The 20,726-nt window shown below is 59.1% G+C and carries 18 protein-coding genes and 2 pseudogenes; 8 read left to right on the top strand and 12 right to left on the bottom strand.

Translation table 11 applies throughout. From position 1 onward, the window contains the following. The first annotated feature begins 119 nt into the window (after positions 1-119). Both ACERK3_11345 and ACERK3_11340 read left to right on the top strand, forming a co-directional pair. Positions 120-383, top strand: a complete 264-nt coding sequence (locus ACERK3_11345; protein MFA9478887.1) for a hypothetical protein — start codon at positions 120-122, stop codon at positions 381-383. Further along, complete coding sequence (locus ACERK3_11340; protein MFA9478886.1) at positions 289-501, top strand: UDP-N-acetylglucosamine 2-epimerase; 213 nt, start codon at positions 289-291, stop codon at positions 499-501. Before ACERK3_11345 ends, ACERK3_11340 begins: the two co-directional genes overlap by 95 nt. A 40-nt stretch (positions 502-541) precedes the next feature. Here the strand turns inward: ACERK3_11340 and ACERK3_11335 are convergent, their stop codons facing one another. The 9 genes and pseudogenes from ACERK3_11335 to ACERK3_11295 all read right to left on the bottom strand — a co-directional run bounded on the left by ACERK3_11335 (position 542) and on the right by ACERK3_11295 (position 11,376). After that, on the bottom strand, positions 542-1,684 hold the full coding sequence (locus ACERK3_11335; GenBank protein MFA9478885.1) for a Gfo/Idh/MocA family protein: 1,143 nt from the start codon (positions 1,682-1,684) through the stop codon (positions 542-544). Positions 1,685-1,794: 110 nt separating this feature from the next. Beyond that, positions 1,795-3,282: a metallophosphoesterase gene (locus ACERK3_11330; protein MFA9478884.1), complete on the bottom strand. Its 1,488-nt coding sequence runs from the start codon at positions 3,280-3,282 to the stop codon at positions 1,795-1,797. A gap of 109 nt (positions 3,283-3,391) precedes the next feature. Then, positions 3,392-6,937 (bottom strand): DUF4962 domain-containing protein, encoded by a 3,546-nt coding sequence (locus ACERK3_11325; GenBank protein MFA9478883.1) that lies wholly within the window; start codon positions 6,935-6,937, stop codon positions 3,392-3,394. A gap of 108 nt (positions 6,938-7,045) precedes the next feature. Then, positions 7,046-7,714 carry a prepilin-type N-terminal cleavage/methylation domain-containing protein gene (locus ACERK3_11320; protein ID MFA9478882.1) on the bottom strand — a complete coding sequence of 223 codons (669 nt, stop codon included), beginning with the start codon at positions 7,712-7,714 and terminating at the stop codon, positions 7,046-7,048. A 111-nt stretch (positions 7,715-7,825) separates the two neighbouring features. Beyond that, positions 7,826-8,935: an ABC transporter substrate-binding protein gene (locus ACERK3_11315; GenBank protein MFA9478881.1), complete on the bottom strand. Its 1,110-nt coding sequence runs from the start codon at positions 8,933-8,935 to the stop codon at positions 7,826-7,828. Between the two features lie 102 nt (positions 8,936-9,037). Beyond that, positions 9,038-9,250 (bottom strand): annotated as a pseudogene (locus ACERK3_11310) (GntR family transcriptional regulator). 182 nt (positions 9,251-9,432) lie between these two features. Beyond that, entirely contained in the window at positions 9,433-10,224 is a 792-nt protein-coding gene (locus ACERK3_11305; protein ID MFA9478880.1) for a LacI family DNA-binding transcriptional regulator, read from the bottom strand. 87 nt (positions 10,225-10,311) lie between these two features. Further along, positions 10,312-10,461, bottom strand: a pseudogene (locus ACERK3_11300) (LacI family DNA-binding transcriptional regulator). Between the two features lie 141 nt (positions 10,462-10,602). Next, on the bottom strand, positions 10,603-11,376 hold the full coding sequence (locus tag ACERK3_11295; GenBank protein ID MFA9478879.1) for a PEP-CTERM sorting domain-containing protein: 774 nt from the start codon (positions 11,374-11,376) through the stop codon (positions 10,603-10,605). Between the two features lie 272 nt (positions 11,377-11,648). Between ACERK3_11295 and ACERK3_11290 the strand changes: the two genes are divergently transcribed. The 5 genes from ACERK3_11290 (at position 11,649) to ACERK3_11270 (ending at position 15,602) form a co-directional block, all read left to right on the top strand. After that, positions 11,649-11,750, top strand: coding sequence for a transposase (locus tag ACERK3_11290; protein ID MFA9478878.1), 102 nt, complete (start codon positions 11,649-11,651; stop codon positions 11,748-11,750). Between the two features lie 643 nt (positions 11,751-12,393). Next, a complete protein-coding gene (locus ACERK3_11285; protein ID MFA9478877.1) occupies positions 12,394-12,516 on the top strand; it encodes a hypothetical protein in 123 nt (40 codons plus the stop codon). Positions 12,517-12,759: 243 nt separating this feature from the next. Then, the gene (locus ACERK3_11280; GenBank protein MFA9478876.1) at positions 12,760-13,413 is read left to right on the top strand and encodes a GntR family transcriptional regulator; all 654 of its coding nucleotides are present in this window, start codon (positions 12,760-12,762) and stop codon (positions 13,411-13,413) included. A 27-nt stretch (positions 13,414-13,440) separates the two neighbouring features. Then, entirely contained in the window at positions 13,441-14,346 is a 906-nt protein-coding gene (locus ACERK3_11275; protein ID MFA9478875.1) for a dihydrodipicolinate synthase family protein, read from the top strand. 38 nt (positions 14,347-14,384) lie between these two features. After that, entirely contained in the window at positions 14,385-15,602 is a 1,218-nt protein-coding gene (locus ACERK3_11270) for an AGE family epimerase/isomerase (protein ID MFA9478874.1), read from the top strand. A gap of 272 nt (positions 15,603-15,874) precedes the next feature. On the opposite strand, the gene ACERK3_11265 is transcribed toward ACERK3_11270, so the two are convergent. From ACERK3_11265 to ACERK3_11255, 3 genes are all read right to left on the bottom strand, one after another. Next, complete coding sequence (locus tag ACERK3_11265) at positions 15,875-17,188, bottom strand: enolase C-terminal domain-like protein (protein MFA9478873.1); 1,314 nt, start codon at positions 17,186-17,188, stop codon at positions 15,875-15,877. 186 nt (positions 17,189-17,374) lie between these two features. Next, a complete protein-coding gene (locus tag ACERK3_11260; GenBank protein ID MFA9478872.1) occupies positions 17,375-18,397 on the bottom strand; it encodes an IS30 family transposase in 1,023 nt (340 codons plus the stop codon). 168 nt (positions 18,398-18,565) lie between these two features. Next, positions 18,566-19,729 carry a Gfo/Idh/MocA family oxidoreductase gene (locus ACERK3_11255; protein MFA9478871.1) on the bottom strand — a complete coding sequence of 388 codons (1,164 nt, stop codon included), beginning with the start codon at positions 19,727-19,729 and terminating at the stop codon, positions 18,566-18,568. A gap of 212 nt (positions 19,730-19,941) precedes the next feature. Here ACERK3_11255 and ACERK3_11250 point away from each other — a divergent pair, with 212 nt between their 5' ends. After that, complete coding sequence (locus ACERK3_11250; protein MFA9478870.1) at positions 19,942-20,610, top strand: BMC domain-containing protein; 669 nt, start codon at positions 19,942-19,944, stop codon at positions 20,608-20,610. The last annotated feature ends 116 nt before the right edge of the window (positions 20,611-20,726 follow it).

The following is a 20,726-nucleotide window of genomic DNA, read 5'->3' as shown; positions in this document are numbered from 1 at the left end:
GGGGGCGGCAATGAGCGCCCCTGGTCGGCCGAGCTAATGACGTTCCGCCGCCCAGCGGATCTAATCGAGGCCGAAACACGTGGTCGTGAAGCGTTGTCCCAACTGTGCCGGGGGCGATCATGAGCAGGCAGGTTCAAAAGAACATCGAAGCGGCCGCAGCGGGCGGCCGTACGCTGGTGCGTGTCTACGCCGTGCTGTTGGCGGCGATGGCGGACGACATCAAAAACGTTGTTCAGGCACATCGAGCACGTAAAGCCGTACTGCTCATCGCAGAGGTCGACTTCAAAGATCGGCGACAACACCAGAAGCATCGCCATCTGCGCCACCCGGGCGCGGATCGTCGAAGCGGCAAGCGAACTGCTGACGGATCGCGCGAGCTATGACGCGATGGCCGAGGCGGTCAATCCCTACGGCGACGGCCAGGCGGCCGAGCGCATCCTGGACCGCATCCGCGAGCACTTCGCCGAGCTGGTAGCCGGCGCGAGCAACGCGTCGCCGTGATGAGATCAAGCCGTTACTGTTCGTGTGGAAGAATTCAGATTCAATGCGCGTTTCCACGATGAGCAACGGCAGGTACATCATAGGGCTGACTTCCCGCCCGCAATGATTGCGTGGCCATCACGCCGGTCGCAACGCTCATCCGAGCATCCAGCGGACTCGCCCCGTGAGTATGGCCCGTTTCCAGAAACCGCAGGAAGTCTGCCACAACCTCTGGGTCCGCACCGCCGTGTGTGCCGGGCGTGGATGGAATGCGGATCGTTTCATGCTGGTCACCCCGGTTGGTCCACAGGTTGACCTCGGCTTGATGACTCTCAGTGGAGTAGTCACCCTGATTTTCGATTCGACCTTCGGTGCCGATGATCGTGTAGTTGCGATGGCTGTCGGGCGTATAGTGACACTGCTGATAGCTGGCCTGTACGCCGTTGTCCAGTTGCATGAGAATCATGCTGTGGTCCTCGACGTCAATGACCGGGCTCAGTTTTGTCTGCGCCAGTGGCGGCCAATTGGCTTTGTCGAAAACGACGGAAACTTTTTCGTCCGATGCCCTTCGGTTGTTCACCTGGTTGTAGACGCTAAGTTTTCCCATACCGACCGTGCGGCGCGTATGGCCCCCAGCGAACCAGTGAATCATGTCGATGTCGTGCGATGCCTTCTGAAGCAGCAAACTCGTGCTGTATCGCTGCTCACTGTGCCAATCCTTGAAGTAAGCATCGCCGCCGTAGTCGATGAAGTGACGACACCAGATGGCTTGTACTGTGCCGATGGTTTTCGCATCGATCAGTTCTTTGATCTTCCGCATGACGGGAAAGAACCGCATGTTGTGGCCGACGTACAGCCGACCGCCATGACGCTCGGCGGTTTGCAGGATCCGATCGCAACCTTCGACCGTGATCGCCATTGGTTTTTCAAGGTAAACGGCCAACCCTCGCTCCAGCGCGGCGACGGCATGTTCCTCATGCAGATAATCGGGCGTGGCAATGAATACTGCGTCCAGGTCATCGCGTGCAATGACCTGTCGCCAGTCGTCTGTAGCTATAACTTGGTCGCCAAACTCCTGACGGTACTCGTTATGCACTTCATGACGGGTATCGCAAACGATCTTCAACTCAAATCCATCGTCGGGGCGATGCGCCAGTTTGGCAATACTCCCACGTCCGCCCGCACCAATTACACCAAAATGCATCACGCTTATGATCTCCTGTGAAAACCATCGCGACGGTGAACACAGCGGGTATGAACATCACAGCCTTCGCAAGGGTCACGGCCAAATAGGTTGGTTTGCATCGATTATATTTACGGCTTGAGCAAGGCAGCAAGACACTGCGGCGTCAGCAGGAAGGGGGTGGGATCGCCGCTGACGCCAAGCCGCTCAAGCAGTTTCAGGTGGCCGAAGAACTCACCGACTTCCCAGAGTTCATGGGCGTCACTGCCGAAGGTCAGCCGGACCCCCGACTCAAGGCACATCTGCACGAACGTCGGATGCGGCTCGTTGGTGTGAAAGTTGATTTCCGCGGCTACGCCCGTCCGGCGCAGCACATCAACCAACCAGGGATAAAGCGTTGCCGGGACGTCACGCTGTTCACGGCGGAAAATGCGGAACGGGTGAGCCAGCACGTCGATTCCGCTTGCGCAGATCCCCTCCGTCAATCGCTGAAACGCTGCAACGAATGCCGCCTGACTGTCCTGCGCCTCGGCCGGGATGAAATGAACGGCGCCGACCGCCCATTCCAGTTCAGCACGATGGGCTGGATGGATCACCGGCGAACCAGTGAAATCGGTGTCGACCTCCATTCCCAGCAGAAGAGGCAACTGCGATGTTGCGGAACGAGCGAGCGCGAAGTAGTCCGTCACCCGCTCATCCTCGTCACGAACGCCGGCGATGCCGGTGGCGCTGGCTCGGCCGGACCAGAAGTCTTCACTGCTGAAGTAGAGATGCCCAGAGTGCTCGGTGAATGCGAGCCCGCGCAGGCCCATCGCCTCGGCAATAACCGGCGACCGATTGACATGGACATCTCCGGCACAATATGCCATCTGTGTGTGACTGTGCAGATCGATTAGCCCGTAAGCGGTAGGCATGGCGAGCGACTGACGCTCCATTTGGATTGATCCATCGCTTGCCAGCGTCACCAAAGCATAGGCATGCGGCGATTCGCACAGCGCTTCGACGGCGAGATGATACGTCCCATCGGCATGCACCAGGCCGCTGTTCTGATGACAGTGACCACCCAGGTTGAGGGTGACACGAGCCTCGGTACTGGCGGCTAGCACATCGTCCAGATTGGTGTAGGAATAAATCAATTCCTGACCGCGGGGCATTACCGGCACGTGTTGAAGCGTGACCAGTGAACCGCTGAAACCGTCGTGTCGGGCGCTGCGCAACCTGACCAGGTCGGCTTCGGTGCGGCGGGCGTGGCAGCCGGGCTCCTCCCTATCTGCAAAGCAGAGCAGCCGAACATCATCGATCTGGGTGATGGCTTCCGGTTCGGGCATGACGTCATAGAACTGCGCAGGAGCAAAATCATGATTGCCGGGGATCGCCAGGTAGGGGCACGCAAGCCCGTCCAGAATACTGCGAAGTTCGTGCAAGTCCTCCGTCGCCCGCTCCACTTCGGGGTGATTCAATAGGTCGCCGAGGACGACCACAAGATGGGGCTTCACGAATCGGTTGAGCCTTTCCACTGTTCGTTGCAGCAGGACGGCTGCCAGTTCACCGCGTCGCTCCGCAAGTGGGCCTGGATCACCGTAGTGCAAGTCAGTCAGAATTGCGAAGGTAAATGCCATAAGGTCTTGCTCTCATGCTTGGACCATGCTGCCGACTTGACGGAAGACCGGGCTTGCTGCATTGATCTGAGCGACTTGCAAAGGTTTTCGCGGACAACATGCCGCTGCTCTACCACTTCAGTACGGGCTTGGGGATTACATCGATCTCAGACTTGAGGCCGTTGTCTGCACGCTGGAGCGTGACGGGTTTCCCATGAGCCGTGACGTGTTCTACCGCCCAACCGGTGATCGCGAAGTCGTTCACCCGTTTGCCGCTGATCGCCAGGTGATCAGCGCTGTACATAGCTGTGCCAGGTCCGCCGCTTAACGTCAATCTGACACTATGATCCGATGCTGTTAAGGTTTGGCCATGCTGCATGACATAAGCAGTGAGCTGATCATCCACAAAGCGCATGATCAACACTTTGGCATCTGAGGTAAATCCGTGGGTAGTAACGGTGTCGCCCTCATTCATCACGATCACATCCTCGCAGTCCGGCCAGCGGACACGCCAGGCTTGACCATTGTCGATCGTGATTGGCTCGATTTCCGGTTGAGGCATCTCAGGCCGGTGTGGATAAATCAACGCGAGGAAACGGGCGTGTTTGGCAGTTGTGCTGGCGCGGAGCCTGGCGCGGATCGGAGTTTGCTGAGGCAGAAACGGCTCGGCTTCCAGATCTGCTGATGGCGTCAATAACCAGACGTCGGCACGTGCGTGTTTGAGCGTACGTTCCTCTTCGCGACTGATCTGAAAGGGTGAACGAAGTCGAACGGGATCAGCGGCATCTATCACAATGCCTTGCGAAGTGTCTCCGCTCCCTCTGTCGATCGATATCGGCGATTCGCCCTTAGCTGTGAGCATGAACTTAGCAACGCGCGATTCAGGTTCACGCAACGTCACGGTAAGCGTATGCGAGCCCTCCTTCAGATTGAAGACGTTATCTGGCTCACCGTTATTAACCATTTGCCATTTATATACAAACGGACAACCGGCAGACCACGCCATACGTTCTTTGCCGGCAAAGGTGATAAAAAACGAATCCATGCCTCCCGGCTGCGCAGTACCGGCACGACCGTAGCCCCAAAGAACGTATTCCCCATCGCGAGGGATATGCACTTCGTACTCCGCGAGACCCGACGAAGCAGTGCGTGGCTTGGGACCCGGCTCCCAGCCGGGTTGAAGCGGGTGAGACAAGAACTGCGGCGCGACCTTCGGCTGTGTCAAGATCGCACGGTTCCCAACGAGGCGCACGGCATTGTTCTCCCCCGTATGCAGATGCCATGTGTACTTGTGTTCATCATCATCTTGGCGCAGCTCGTCAAACACGAGCAGATACGGCGGTGCCGTTTCTTCTCGCATGAAGACCAGTTGTCGCCGAGCAAGATCAAAGCGATCGCGTGTGTTGGGTTCACGTGTTTGATTCAGCGTCTCCATTCGCCACCCATAACCATACTGAAAGCTCGACGCGAGATCGGCCTCGGTGGCAGTGGCAATGCGATCATCGTGACAGAAATCCGTAATGTATGAATCAGTCCAGTAGTTATTGTGCGTTCTCGGTGGCGACGGTGTACCCTCGACCGTGACGAGATTCTGTGCATCACGGTCGGCGGCATTGGAAAGGTTGCGGCCACCAGATTCTACGACCCACCTGCCACCGTAGCCGAACAGCGTGAATTGCCCATCGTCAAGTTGGTCATGCGCCCCCAGCCAGGTACGGTGTGCATCAAAGATGCCTGCGATGTCGTCTTCTCCCCAGCCAGATCGAAAGCCGACGAGACCTGTATCCCGAAACCACTTGGCTAACGGTAGATCTGGTGCTTCAAGTTCTTCGCCTGTCGGACGATACCAGAGCAGTCCGAGTAACTGCGAGCCAATGGGAAACTTGTCCTCCTCGTACATCTGCTGCCAGAACCACTCGGGCGAGTCGGAGTCGACACGATCCCTGAATATCAGCGGCATATGGCGATGCCTCACATTTCCGGCGCCGGGATAGGTGAAGCGGTTGTTCATAAACGCTCGGCCGCCCGGCAGCATCATGTAAGCCATGTAGTCCATGATTTTTGACATGTTCGATTCAACAAACAGATCACGCCCGGTGGCACTGTGCAGCGCTTCAAAGAAAACCATCAGGTGCTGGACACCATAGAAGAAGTAAGCGGGCCCCTCGTGAAATCCGCCGTCGCTTCCTACGGCAAAATTCGCATATTCTGACGCCAGGCGCTCTGCGTGATCAAGCCACTTCAGCACAGGCGCATCGACCTCGTCGGCAATGGCCAATGAGGACAGGCCCAGCGCGCTAATGCCCATGGCGTTCCAGTTCAGCACCCACAAATGACGCGTCATTGGATCAGTCAGTTGATCGTATGTGCCTGCCGCGATTTCCATCAGCGCCAGACGCACCTCCTTCCGCTGCTCAGGCGTAAAATGATCAAATCCCCAATCGTAAGCCAGCGCCAGCATCATGGCGGTCCCTGCGACATTGGCGATTTGGCCGCGGCTGGCGGCCACCTCGTCATACCCCACATGTTTGGCGGCCGCCATGGCGATTTCACCCGCACGCTCCGCGTAGGCTGGATTACCCGACAGTTGCGTCCCCATGCAGAGCAATGCGGGTATGAGTTGATGATATCGGTCCTGCAGCAACTCAAACGTCTGAGGGTCGTAATACTGCGGGGACTCGGGGTCGATCCATGCATTACATTCCTCGAGAAACCGCTGAAGCAACTCTGGACCGCGCCCTGTCTGAAGTCGCTGCTGGATGTGCGCCAGCCGGGCAGGCGTGATGATCAGTCGCGGGTGATGGTCATGCCAGTCGGCCTGCGGCGTACGTAGCAGTTCTCGCCACTTTTCTCGTGAGCTTGCCCGCATCCGCTGCTGCCCTTGCTTTACCATCAATGCCGAGGTATCGCGATCATGCAGTATTCCGGCTGTAATGCGGAACCGATCCAACGCCCCAATAAATTTGTGATCCAGTCGGTCATTGTCTCCACCAAAACGAATGGACTGAATCTCAGCGAGTCGCCCCTCAAGCGGCGCGCTGAAATTGCGAATACCATCAATGAACAGCGTAACCGCCTGGTCCGGTTCAAACGTTACCGAAACGTGTACCCACTGTCCGCTTGGAATACGCTGCGAGGCCGGCGAAGCGATGATCGAACTATTGTGCATCAGCACGTGGTTCTGCTTGCCGTCCTGATTGTGGTATGTAACCTGCACACGCGTTTCCTTGTCGCCGGAGCCGAGATAGATGATGCGGACGCGCAGCACCAGTTCGCCTTCGGAACCAAATGCTTCAAGGATCGTGGGCGTTGGACGCATTCCCAACGCTTTAAGCATCATGTCCATTTCCAGCGTGAAGGCGCCGGCCAGCGTCTGCTTCAACTCCGGCGACAGTGAATCGAGCACGAGCACATCATCGCGACCATCAAACGTAACGTACTGTCCAACCGCACTGTCGCGTGGGCGCAGCGCGCGTTTCGGCGGCGATACGGTTACCGCGGTTGTCGTGCCAGCAGGCCCGGCCGTGATCGGATATCGGTCAAAGTCGAGCACCAACGCCACGTCGCCGTCTGATGCAGCAGCCGCATGCGCCGATGTTCCGTACTCACAGGGTGAGAACATTGCCACGGAAATGGATAGAGCCACGAAAGCCATCATGCGACGCCCGTATGTCATGCTTGAATCCGATCAAAAAACAGTTTTCAATTAAGAAGCACACCGAGACACGTTCGGGGCCGCAGCGCACTGGGAAGATGTTCCGGATCTGACTTGCAGTGTTGGCAATCAATTCGGCGCGAGCTTCCAGAACTTCCAATCGTCCTCGAGATAACCAAACTCCTCGTACGGATGGTGCGCCACATGCCCGTCGGCGAAGAGAAGATTGCTGCCGTCGTTGTGACGTCTGGAAGCGGGACGAGATTGAGGGATAACTGCCATATTCGAAACAACATGCCAGTTCGTTGGTGTCATCCCCATTTCCCCGCTGCCGCTGTCGGCATGCACAAGCAGGTACGAAGGCTGTGTGATTTTTGAGAAATGAGGGCCAAAGCGGTGGTTGTTCGGATCGTCCACCCCCTTGAAAATAGAAAGGTTGAGATAGTTGTAGCCATAGGAGTTAAAGAAGTTCCAGTGTGGTGGGCTGTGGTATCGGCTAGGCAACTCATCCGTGGGGCATTGAAAGATGTCACCGTGGTAATAATGACTGTTGTGGGGAGTCAGGTACGTAATGACTCTGCTCAGCCAAATTCTCTCGCCCGGGTAGTATTCGTTGTTATCGTCGAGATACATCTGCATTGCGAGGCCGACCTGCCGAAGATTGCTGCCACAATTGATCGCCCGAGCGGCTTCCCTCGTTTTCGATAAGGCAGGCAATAAAATAGCGACGAGTAACGCAATGATTGTAATTACGACAAGCAACTCGATGATGGTGAAGCCTCGAATCTGATCTGGCATGACAGGGCGTCCTTGCAGAACAACCGATCGCCCGAAATGCAGGTTTTCGGAGTCGTTCATTGTCGATGTGCATATGAATGAATTGCGCATGGTAGCCTCCCGAGAAACGGGTCATGTGATGGCAAGAAGGTCGTGCCGATGAATTCTTGATTCTTGAAGGAGCCGACGAATTTCGCATCGTGCGATTTCAATGTCAGTTTCGCCATGCATCACTTGGGTAAGAATACGATAAACCGGCATCACCCAGCGCATGAAGCCTTTTCGAGCCGGCAGAAATCGGCTGTGCTCAAGGCTTTGACGCATGATATTCGCGTTTTGAACGCCATTTCCCGCCCAACGATGTTGCCCGTCGATGTGGGCGGGGAAAATCTTGGACACCTCACCAAGCGCTGAAAACCGGCCATCCGCGAACATGTCACGTAGCAAATCCCATATCCGGTCGGTATCCGCTTGCCCGCGCGGTACGACCAGGCCAAAGACGACCACCGGTGTTACAGGCGAACCGTTGTGCGGCAACGGTACCAGCGACCAGTCGGGCAAGGCATCGCCCAGTGTCCGTGTCAGGTCCGGCCCCATGAAAGTCAAGCAGATATTGCCGCTGCGTAAATAGTCCCACGGCGTGTGGAGTAACTCATACATATCGACACACAACTGCTCGTTCAACAGCTCTCGCAGCAGGGACATTGAGCGATGAAACGACTCCCTGGGCAGGCTTACGCCCCCGATTGCATCAAAATAGTCACAGTCATGCGCCCACATCATCGGCTCGAACGTCAACCCCGAAACAGGAAACAGCCCCAAGGGACGTTCATGCGACGCCCTTAGCGTTCGGCAGGTTTCGACAAATGTCGGCCATGACCAACCAGCCAGCGGTAACGCAAGGCCGGCTTTTTCAAAAGCGGGACGATGTGCATAACAGACCGTGGGGTTCGTGATGATCGGCAGCATCATCAACTGCCCATCATGTGAACAACACTGCTCCAACACCTCAGGCGCAAAACACGCGGAGGCGATTTTGCATAGGTCGGCCGGGACAGGCTCAAACTCTGACACCATGCCGGCCATGTGCAGGTCGAAAGTGGAAACCTGGAGCACATCGCATCTCTGCCACGATTCCGGCGTCATTCCGCTTTTGGGATCCAGTTCGCGGACTGTTCGCGTTCGGATGCGGTTCCGATATTGCCCCCACAAAACCTGATCAACCAGCTCCTGCTTCGCCACAGGGCGTCCGTGGCCCCAGACAATCTGAGGGGAAATTGGTTTCGATACGGCCGGAGGATGCGACCGCGTGCGGGTGGCTGATCGCCCCGTAACCACTGTGCCGATGCCTTGGCGGCGGGAGACAATCCCCTGCTGTTCAAGCAATTCTACGGCGCGCCGAATCGTCCCTACGGAAACATCGAATCGCTCGGCCAACATCCGCTCCGGCCTGAGCTTACCCCCTGGCTGAACGGTACCAGCGTCGATGTCAGCCTGAAGCTGCTCACTGATTGTTTGGTACAGCGGACGGGCGATGTTACATCTCCTCGGCCCCAAGCCGGCCTAAACATGCATAACATATATATGTTATTTTGATGGGTCAGATGTGTCAACCGCAATTCAATGCGAAAGCCGCTTTATTTTCCTTGAGCCGCAAGGCGATTGCAGCGCAGAACACCACACAAATCAAGCAGCAACCTGAACTGCTCGGCCACGTAGGCTGGAACCAATTTCCGGCGTTACGTTCGAACCACCAATTTTGCCGGCAGGCGTAGATGCACCGGTTGAAGGGAATCGCCTTCAATTGTCTGCAAAAGGAGCTTGACGCCCTCTCGCCCCAAGGTAGCGGGCTGGGGGTCCACGGTGATGATCGGCACGTCGAATCGATGGCCGACATCCATATTGTCAAACCCGGTGAGCCGAACCTGATCGGGCACAACGAGGCCGGCCTGCTTCAAGGCTTGCAGTGCGCCGTAGGCGATAAGATCATTCTGGCACACGAGCGTGTCGAACCCGACGTTCCGGCTCAACAGCGTTTGCACGCCCCGTTGGCCGCTGGCTTCATCAAAGCCGCGTTCGACCGCAATCTGATCCGGCGGAAGCGTCAGGCCTCGACGCACCAGCGCCATCTGAAGGCCAGCAAGCCGCTCCTGTGCGTTCAGGTGTTCCATATCCCCCGTGATCGTCACGAAGCGCTTTGATCCGGATTCCGTCAGATAATCCACCAGGCTATCCATCGCCTGGATGTTTTCGATCTGCACCTGCGGCAGGCTCGAAACGTACTGATCGCAGTCCACCAACACACAGGGAACCTTATTCTCTTTCAGCCAACTCGAGACTTGCTGTTGCCACCAGCCTCGCAATACCACGCCGTCGAGTTGACCTCGCCTGAGTGCCGTTGGCCATTCGCCTTTTTCGACTTGCTCAAACGACATACGGCAAATGACGACACTGGTTTCAGCCTGCTCGGCATACGTCAAACACCCGTGAAGTATCGCATCCAGATAAGAACCGCCAAGCTGGCCTTCCATTCGAGGCGGCAACTCGGAGATGGCGAGGAAGCCAACCTGCCCTGTGCGCGTTCGGCCGCGGGTCTGTCGCGTAAGCGAAGGGCGATAGTTCAGGTCGCGGGCGGCGCGGAGCACCCGCTCCCGAGTGGTCTTGGCAATGCCCGGACTACCTCGCATCGCTCGGGACACGGTCGCTTTGGCCACGCCCGCCTGCTTTGCCACGTTGTCGATCGTTGCCGCACGTAACACCTGGCCCATGGTTCCTCCTGCTTCCGCCGCTTCGTCACCCAGCGCCTGGCTGACATCCACCATACTCGACAGGCGGACGATGCCGGAAGTGTAAGCACCATCGTCCGCGTGTGAGCTACGGCGAAGAACGAATCCTGGTAGCCGAAAGCATCAGGCGGCGCACGCGCGCCCACGGCGGAACAAAAGCGTCATGCCGCCAAGGGCGAGAAGCGACAGGCTGGCTGGTTCGGGAATCGTCTTGGAAATAATAATGTTGTCGATAAGGTTGCTTGCGGTGGCTTCATAGTTGTAATTGAAAAATTGAATGGAGGAGTTGTCAGTTGGCAATGGCCGACGTTCATCACCGGCCCCGCCATTGTCCTCGGCTGTCATTCGTGATTCGCCATTTACAAAAAGCTCAAGCAGGTTCTGATTGTTCGCATCGTCGAACGTAATCTCGAAGTTGATCGTATGGGTTTCGCCGGCCCAGAAACCGGAACCGACGTTGTAACTCGCGAGATTGGTGTTATTTTTCCTCATAAAGATTACATTTTGATTGGTATTCCACTGAACACGATAGACCGGGTTCACGCTGGAACTGGTATCGCGGTAAAAGATGCCAAACCAACCATCGCTTCCTTGGGGAGTCGTGAAATCGAATTGCATCGTCACGCCCAAGGCATCTCCCATTTCAAGCCCACCCTTCATGAAGCCCGCGCCTTGACCTAACTGCATCGCAAGGTTCCCCCCGCCAGTGTCGACAATAATGCCATTGGCAGCATTTCCAAGCCCACCCCATTGCACGAGTTCGTCGGCGGTATCGCCCACCGATTGGCCCGACCAATCTTCCGATACAACCTCCGTTACAACCAACGCTGCAGAGGCAGTGCTCAGGGTCATTGAACATGCGACGACGCCCACAACTAGACCGGTGACTTTCTGCATAACGTGACCTCCGTAGAAAATGGTATTTGTTTTCCGAAACCTAATTCCAAAAATACCTCAGGCTACGGGCGCACACAAGAGGTATATGAAAAAAAACGCACGGCTACGGCGATATAGCGTGCCTGGAAGGCTGCGAAATACGCCTGAAGCAGGAGGAGCCATCATCCATATATTTTTGATAAATCACGATTTATATTTTCTTGGCCAGCCCTCACAGGCAGCGCCACGGCAAGGGTTTCCGGATCAACTGAAAAGGTGGCTGCGCTTTTTCCATGTCAGCGTTCACGACGCGCAGTTTTCAGAGTGGCGACAAGCAACGCACCGGCCCCATCTCCAAGCAGGGCTCGCCTCGGCTGCGGTGGGCGCTGGTCTAGACGGCGATGAAGGTGGTGACGAAACATCGACCGCGACTACGACGATGCGTTCATCATCGAAGTCGGGCGGCGACGTTCTTGGCCTCGGTGCCGCTATTCACCAGCAGGCGAAAACGCTTCCCCCGATCAGTCGACGAAAACCATCTGAACGGCTGACTTGGCGGCGACGGTGCGAGCCCACGAGGAGTTTCCATCGGAGGCAATCCGAACGCTGACCGACCTCCCTGTGCGCAACCCATCAAACGGGATTTCTCTCGAAAAGTTCGCGCATTCTTTTAACAGCAACACACCCCTGATTTAGCCAGTTCGCGCGCAGCGTAAGTACGGATTATTTCAGCCTTTGACTCTGTTAAACACTTTTTTGAGGCGGCCATAGTCGCGCGTTAAAAAAGCGTGAACTGGTTCGAGCCCTGTAGAGGGGTCGAGCGCAACGAAATGCAGGTCCTGCGTCGGTGGGTTGCGCTTAGCGGCCTGTGACGAACATGACGAACCAGAGAGTTTTTTTGGCCACTCAAAGTCGCGGAGGGCTGGCTTTGGTCGTGGTGCAGGCCGATGCCTCCCCTACCGCCGCCACGCTCGGTTCCGGCGGTGTTCGTTTATTCCGACACCCGCCGTAGGGACGCAAGAGAGGGGATTATACCCGATGCCCAAACTGTTCCATCCGCTTTTGAAGATAGTCGCTCACGCCCCCCACCGTGAGCTGGCGGCGCAGGTGCAGTACCTCAAGGTTGAGAACGAGATCCTGCGGAGTAAGCGGCCGCATTGAACGGAACGTCTATTGCCGCATCGTCGGTGACGGCTGGTGAGGCGCGATTCGCGTGCATTTGTCACGATCAGTGTCCGCAATGCACTTGCGGATCGTCCTAAACCCTCCGTCAGCCGCGACACCTCACTTCAGCAAATCGTTCCACCCCGCCAAGCCGCCGCATGCCTGCGTCGGACATATGCGAATAGGGCGAGGGAGGCGTTTGATTTTTGTCGACAAAAATAGTACTATTTGACCGTCAATATGAAGCGATCCTTACAACGCGAGAAGGCTTACCGTCATCTGCGGTCGATGCTGTTGCATGGCGGGCTTCGGCCGGGGATGCGGCTCGGTGAGACCGAGTGGGCCGAGCGGCTGGGGGTGCATCGCGGTGCGTTGCGCGAGGCGTTTGTGCTGTTAGCACATGAGGGGTTGCTGATGCCCGGTGCGCGCGGGGGGTATTTCGTGCCGATCCTTGAGCAGGCGGATCTGGACGAAGTTCTGGAACTGCGTCTGGCGCTGGAGCGGGGTGCCCTGCGTCGGCTGGCGCGTGCGGGCGAGCCGGTGGGGACCAAGGCACTGCGCGCCACCTGCCAGGTGATGCGGCAGATGGTGGAACTGGACATGCCGGTGGGGCATGCCGAGGCGGACCGCAAGTTTCACGAGGGACTGGTGGAACTGGCGGACAACCGTCGAATGATCCGGGCTTACCACCAGGCGCCGCTGTTGATCATCGCCAGCGAGTACATGACGCCGGCGGAGCGTCGCGGTGCGATGACCCAGACACTGCGCGATCATGAACGCATTTGCGATCTGCTTGAAGCCGGGCGGTTCGATGCGGTGGCGGAGCTTCTGGAACAACACCTCAAATCGAACCCCTCAGCGCTCGCGACGTTGAATCAAACCATGACGAAGTAAGGCCAATTCACTGGCACTGGATGCGCAATGATCGACGCCCGCTTTATCACTGCTGTTGGGACACCGCTGACGGGCGACGATGCGCTTTGCGTGGAAGGGCTGGCGGAGCATCTGGACGACCAGGCCGATGCGGGCATCGATGGCTTACTGGTGGCGGGCACGATGGGCTTAATGCCCTTGCTCAGCGATGCGACGTGGCGTGACCTGGTGAAGCATAGCGTGGCCCTGTCGCGGGGCCGGTTTGAACTGCTCGTCGGGGCTACCGATCTGAGCACCCGTCGGGCGCTGGACCGCATCGACTACCTCAACGGTATCGTTGGCATTGATGGCGTGGTGATCATGGCGCCAGGGGGCATGTTCAAATTCACCCCGCAGCAGTATCTCGACTATTTCACCACGTTGGCGGACGCGTCAAAGCAGCCGCTTTTTCTTTACGACCTCGAGCCTTTGACCGGCGTGCATCTGTCGGTGGACACGGTCTGTCGACTGGCGGAGCATCGCAACATTGCGGGCATCAAGTTGTCTGCGAACGTGCCCGAGGCGGCGCGGTTGCAGGGGCGTCTGGCGGGCTCGTCGTGTCGCCTGATCGTGGCCGAGCCGGCGCTCAGTGACATGCTGTTTCGGCATGGCTACCGCGAGCAGCTTGATGGCATCTACGCGATCGCTCCACACTGGGCGGTGCGATTGGTCGAATCGGCGAAGCGCGAGAGTTGGGACGAGGCGGCCCGGTGGCAGAGCAAACTCACCGCCATCAAGGAAATCTTTCTCACCCATCCGCTCGGGCCGGCGTTTACCGCGTTGATGAATCTGCGCGGGATCCGGGGGACGTTCGCACCGCACCCGCTTGGCGGGCCAGATGATTCACAGCTTGCTGCGCTGAAGGCGTTGCCCATCGTCACTGAACTGCTTGACCAAACCACGCGAAAAATCTGACTCGGCACTCAACGCTAACCGATCGGCAGGGACTGTGCATGAACAGCACCACGGCGATTCTCCCGCATCTGACCCGCTTTTACCGCAAGCATCTGCTTGACGACGTGATCGGCTTCTGGGCCGACCGCACGGAAGACGTCGAACATGGCGGCTTTCTCGTGCCGCACGACCGCCTGGGCCACTGCACGGGTACGGACAAGAACATCTGGTGCCAGGGCAGACAGACGTACACCTTCGCGGAACTGTATCAGAAGATCGATCGCAATCCGCGATGGCTCGAACTGGCAAAGGTGGGTCGTGACTTTCTCGTGCGTCACGCGTACATCGGCGAGGGCCGTTGGCGATACCTGCTGAATCGCCAGGGGAAGCCGATCAACGAAACACCGTCGTTTTTTACCGACAGCAGCGTGCTGATGGGCCTGTGCGCGTATGCGGTGGCTTCGGGCGTGCAGGACGACGCTGCGCTGATCGCCGAAACGTACACCCGTCTCGAACAAGCCTTTGAAGACCCGAACTTCAACGAGTTTCACCATTTCAACCTCGATCCGAAATTGTTCTGGATGTCGCCGCGGATGATGCTGATCGGGTTGGCTCCGCTGGTTCGACCGATCATCGGGGAGGACCGCCTCCGGCCTCTGCTGGACCGGTGCCTGGACGACGTGCTCAACACCTTCGCCAATGAAGAACACCGTGTCGTGTTCGAAGTGCTCCACCGTGATGGCAGTGTCATGCACGCGTTGCCCGGCCGCATGCTCAACCCCGGCCACGCCTTGGAGGTGAGCTGGTTCTGCATGGAGGAGGGTATCGCTCGCAACGATCAAACGATCATTGACAAGAGCGCGCGGATGTGCGACTGGATGTTCCGCAAAGGCTATGACGAACAGCATGGGGGCCTGCTCGCGTTCGTCGACGCCTTCGGACACCAGCCGCCGGGCACGGAAACGGTCACTCCCTGGGGCGAGCGGTGGGACGACAAGGTGTGGTGGGTTCACTCCGAGGCGATGTACGCATTGCTGCTGACGGCCGTGACGCGCGACGATGCGGTCGCCTTCGAGCGCTTTCTGGAGTTGCACGATTACTGTCAGCGTTACTTTGCCGACCACGCGTTCGGGGAATGGTACGAATATCTGAACCGTTGCGGCACGCCGCGCTCGCCGAACAAGGGGACGTGGATCAAATGTGCTTTTCATCTCCCGCGGAACCTGATCCGGATCGTACACCTGCTGGAGAATCAGGCAGGTGAAAGTATGCCATGACAGGGGAGACCTGTTTCACTTTGCATTCACGACTGCCGTGTGTGAAGTGCTTCATACGCCTCTTACCTCTCCATCTGTCACGAAGAACGGCCGCAGCAGGTATTGGGCAATGAGACGCCTGTAGAATTGTAGCTGGCGCAGGAGGGTGAGGTGGTTGTGCCAGGTACGGCTCGGTGGACTACTACGGCACTACCACCGACAGCGCGTGAGGCGATCATGTGGTCCACGTTGGTTCAGCAACAAGGTGAACGAGAGCGATCGGGATCACCCGGCTATGGTAGCGCGTGTCCACCTAGCCCCACGGTCGTGGAGACGGGCAGTTGGTGCATCCCGTTGCGGACGCGAAACAGATCGGGAAAACGGTCGAGCCAGTCGGTGTTCGCAGCGGGGGTGAACTGGGACGAGTTCAACTCGACGCCATTCATCGTTGGCACGCGCGCTGCGAACAACGCGGCATGCACCGCACTCAAGCCCGGGTTGGTCAGATCCTGCAACGACAGTGCCATGCCGTGCTGCTGAGCCCAGGCGGCGGCGACCAAGGCAAAACTGTGTCCCTTGCATGTCTTCAGCGCGAAGCCTGACCAGCCCTGCTCGCGAGCCAACTTCATCGAGTCCAGCGTCATCAGCCCCTCGTCCACCATCACCGGCTTGCGGGCCGCGACGGGCGACCAGTCGAACGCATGCTTTTGAATATCCCGGCCGGTCGGTTGCTCGATCATCTCCAATGCGGCGCAGGCGTCGCGGTCGATCGATGTCAGGCGATCGAGGAAGTCGAGCACGCTTGTTGCGTCGGGATTCGCTTCGTTGGAATCGATGGTCAGGCGCGGCTGATTGATGCCCCAGTCTCGGGCGGCGCGGTATACCTCGGCGACGCGTTGGGCATCCTCATCCGCATTCCGGCCCATGATTTTGAGCTTGAATGCGAAGTAGCCGTGCTTTTTGATGTGCGGGCGAACATCCTGCTCCAGGTCGTCCGCCTTGCCCACGATCCACCAGGCCGGGCTGTGCGAGCGCGGCGGCGAGCTGAACATCGTCCGGATGGCGGCGAAGGTGCGGCCGACACCACCAAATGCAGCGTCGGCCTCCGGCAAAGGTTGATCGGCCGCATAAAGATCGAACGCACTGACACCCAGCGCCTGGCCCACGGCATCGTGCACCGCCGCGTCGAAGATGCTTGCGCATACACACCGCGCCAGTGCCGGGGGTGTGGCCGGCTGCATGGTCGGCGACTGCTCGATCGCGTCGTGGTGAAGACGAAGGCCGATGGCCAGCGGATGCGCCAGTTGATCGCTTATCCGTGGCAGACGTTCTGCGACGTCATGGCAATACGCCCGCATGGCTGCGTCACGGTCCGCGTGCTCCACCGCCGGGTCCGGCCAGGCCCACAAGTCACTGAGATAAATACAGCCGCGTCCCTCGGCCTCCACCTCCCCCACGCGGACACGCACCACCGCGTCGGCCTGCGTGATCGACGCGATCGGCCCGGTGCTCAGCACCAGCGGCCTTACGAACGGCTGATGAGAAAACGTCACGCGGGCCTCGAGTACCTGAGCGCTGCCGGCCACTTGAAGTGCCTGATCGGACATGTGTCACCTTTCGAGAAGTTCATTCGGCCCGACTATGCCGTCGGCTGACCAAGCGTTTCGATGCGCACCGGCTTGCCCTGATGGGCCGAGTGGATCGCTGGCATGGCGACCTACGTGGCTCGCAAGGCGTCATCGACGTCGCACACGAACTAACGTAGCTTTTAGAATATCTCATGCTGGGTGGATTCAATTCCGAAGCGCAACAGGCGGGGCGTGGGCGAACACCTCGACGGGCGTGCGGTAGTTCAGGCACTTTCGCGGACGATTGTTCAACAGATCCTGCACCTTGGCAACTTCGCGAACTGGCACCGGGCGCAGGTCGACGCCCTTGGGGAAGAACTGGCGGATCAGGCCGTTGGTGTTTTCGTTCGCCCCGCGCTGCCAGGCCTTGTACGGCTCGGCGAAGTAGACGTTCAACTTCAACCGCTTCTCCAGTGTGGTGAAGCGGGCGAACTCGCTGCCGTTGTCCACCGTCAGCGTCAGCCGATGCGCGGCCGGGAGCGGAGCCAGGGCCTGCACGGTGGCGCGGGTGAAGGTGACGGCCCGGCGGTCCTTGAGCTTGCGGATCACGACGTACCGGCTCTTGCGCTCGACATGCGTGGCCAGCGCCGCGCGGCCGGGGCGTGAGCCGACGACCGTGTCCGACTCCCAGTCGCCCAACCGGCTGCGGGCTTCGACTACGGCAGGCCGCTGGTCGATGCGCACCGCACCGGGGAAGTGCGTTTTGCGCTTGTTTCGCTGGGGAATCTGCGGCTTGCGTCGACGTCGACCCCGTCGCAGTTGCCGATGCCACGTCGCGCCCAGGCGGGCCTGACGATAGACCCACTGGTAGATCGCTTCGGGACTGATCCGCATCGTCGTGTCGCTGGCGTGGTCCAGTTTCAGCCGACCGCTGATCTGCTGCGGCGACCAGAAGCGGATCAGCCCCTGCCGCACGTAGTCGCCCAGCGGATTCGCCGCCAGCCGGGCCCGCTGGGCGTTGGCGACCACGCGACGCGCCTTCGCCTTCTGCTGGGCATCGTGGGGGAAGTAGCCTTTCATGCAGCCGAGATCGTTGAAGGCACGGCTGCCGCGGTTGCGGGCCAGTTCCCGGCCGACGGTGGCGCGGTGTCGCCCAAGCGAACGGGCGATTTGAGCATCGCTCCAGCCCGCCAGGTGCCAGTGACAGATCTTCCAACGCTCATCGGCGCTAAGCTGGGTCCAGGGCATCGACGGGCTCCGGCGTGAGATCGGTTGTGTGACAACTCCAATCTACCGCCACCGTCGATGCCCTTTGTTTTACCCCGCCTGTTGCGCTTCGGAATTGAATCCACCCTGGCCTATTTCAGATCGATACCTAACATTTATGACGCACCGCATCGTATTCGGATCAGGTGATCAGGTTCGGGACGAACGATATTGTTGTGCAAAGGCGCTGCCGTCATATCCCGCCGCATCGGAAGATAACGCGTTGATATCGACCCACCGGTTGTCGTTCAGCCATGACTCCCGCGCTGCCAGCGCCCAGCGTTCCGGGTCCAGCCATTCGTTCGACGGCAGTGGCGGGGTTTTTGTCTGGCCCACAAGGTACGGCAAGGTCGCTTCCAGTAGTGAGCGATAGATCCGGCTGTTGTCGACCACGATCTGCTGAATACTGCGGTCGGTCGTAATGGTGGCGTAGAACGGCAACCAGGTTTTTGCTTGACCGATCACCAGTATGCCGCATCGGCCATCAGGGTACTCCACCTGTATGCGGCGCTGCGGGCCCTGGCTGATGTGGCGTACGCGCGTCGCTCCGCCACCGAGCACTGCGTGCAACAACGCGTAGGCGTGAATGCCGTAGTTGAATTCATCGACCCCGCAGCCACAAATCACCGTATTCGCCTCGCCCCGAACATCCAGCGGTTGTGCACGCCATTGCCGAACCTCATCACAGAAGCGCAAGGACGAGCCGCCGGTGATGCAAGCGCCGTTTTCGACCCAGCGTTCGAATTGTCGCAGGTCACGCTCGTTGCCTGCCACCGGCTTGTCCACCAGCACGGGCACGCCAGCTTCCACGAAGGGTCGAGCGCTGGCCACGTGGCGGTCCCAGTTGCAGCCGTGCAGAATCACGGCGTCAACCTGCCCGATCATCGCTTCGGGCCGATCGACCACCGTTTCAATCTCATGCTCGTTCGCAAATTGCTGGGCATAGCTGATGGTGAGGGTGTCGCTCTTGCGTGTGCCGTAGGCGAAGTCGTGGCATTCGCAGTAGGTGCATGGGCCGGTGTTGCCCGCCGACTCGTTCCAGGCGTAGACATCCTCGTCGCTCTCTTCAAAACATTCCTTGTGCTTGTCGCGATCAATGCGGGTGCCGCCATAGCAACTGCAGAACTCGTTCGTGCCTTCGTCCAATGTCAGGCTGCCGTTGACCACCACGGCGATCGGCGCACCATCCACAGGCAGGTTCGCGCCCTGCGGGTCTTCGCGCACGGTCAAGGCATGGACATCGAGCCCCTCGCGGAAGGTGCAGCAGCCGGAGGTGATCGGCAGGTAATGGCCGTGCTGCTTGATCGAGCCCATCGGCATCGCCAGCCGATGAGCGACTGGATCGCGACAAACTTGCCGAACTGCTACGCTGCATTCTGGCCGACTTCGGCGTGGTCGACGCCCCGGTCGAGGGCTGCCCGATGCGCTCCGCCCGGCCCGAGCCGATCGTGCAACCCCGCGACCGCGTGCAGGAGGTCACCCAGGCGGTACTGGCGGAGATGCGCCGCCGAGGCGTGATATAAGCCATGTCCTCTAACGCCCCGCTCCCACCCCCAGCCGTCTCCGAACCACCGCCCTGCCCGCGCACCATGGCGGTGCTGGAGGTCGCCGGCTTCACCGCCGCGGTCGCCGTGCTGGACGCCGCGCAAAAGGCGGCCCACGTCCGCCTGCTTCAAGCTGAACTGAACGACCTGCTGGGCCTGGTCATCAAACTCGTGGGCGACCGCGCCAGCCTCGACGCCGCCATCGACGCCGCGCACGCCCAGGCGGCGATCATGCACACCCGCGTCCTCGCTCGTGTGCTCGACGGCCTGCCCGAAACGGCTTGGCCTGCGATCTGGAGCCTGCCGGAATTCAACCCGCTTATCGCGCAGGACGTGGTCCTGCTACCCCAGGAGATCTCACCCGCCATGACCAACGCCTCCATCCCCGCATTGGGTTTCATTGAAACGCAAGGCTTCACCGCCGTTTTCGAGGCCATCGACACCGCCTGCAAGGCCGCCGACGTGCAGGTGGTCGCTAAGGAGAAACTCGGCGGCGGCTACGTCACCATCGTCATCCAGGGCGACGTCGCCGCGGTCAAGGCCGCCATCGATGCCGGCTCGGCAAAGGTCGAAAGCCTCGGCAAGCTCATCGCCGCCCACGTCATCGCCCGCCCCAGCGACGCGGTGATGAGCCTGTTGCCAAAAGGATGAGCTTCGGTCATCCGACCGTTTCATGCGTCGACCGAACGAGGAAGCCATCATCTGCCCGGACAATGGATGCTGCAGCACGTCGTAGATTCCTTGCATCGAATCCACCACTACCGGCT

It is taken from the genome of Phycisphaerales bacterium AB-hyl4, from assembly GCA_041821185.1.
GTDB classification, from domain to species: domain Bacteria; phylum Planctomycetota; class Phycisphaerae; order Phycisphaerales; family Phycisphaeraceae; genus Natronomicrosphaera; species Natronomicrosphaera hydrolytica.
Note: the sequence above shows the minus strand (reverse complement) of the source record. Positions and strands in the feature narration are given on the sequence as shown.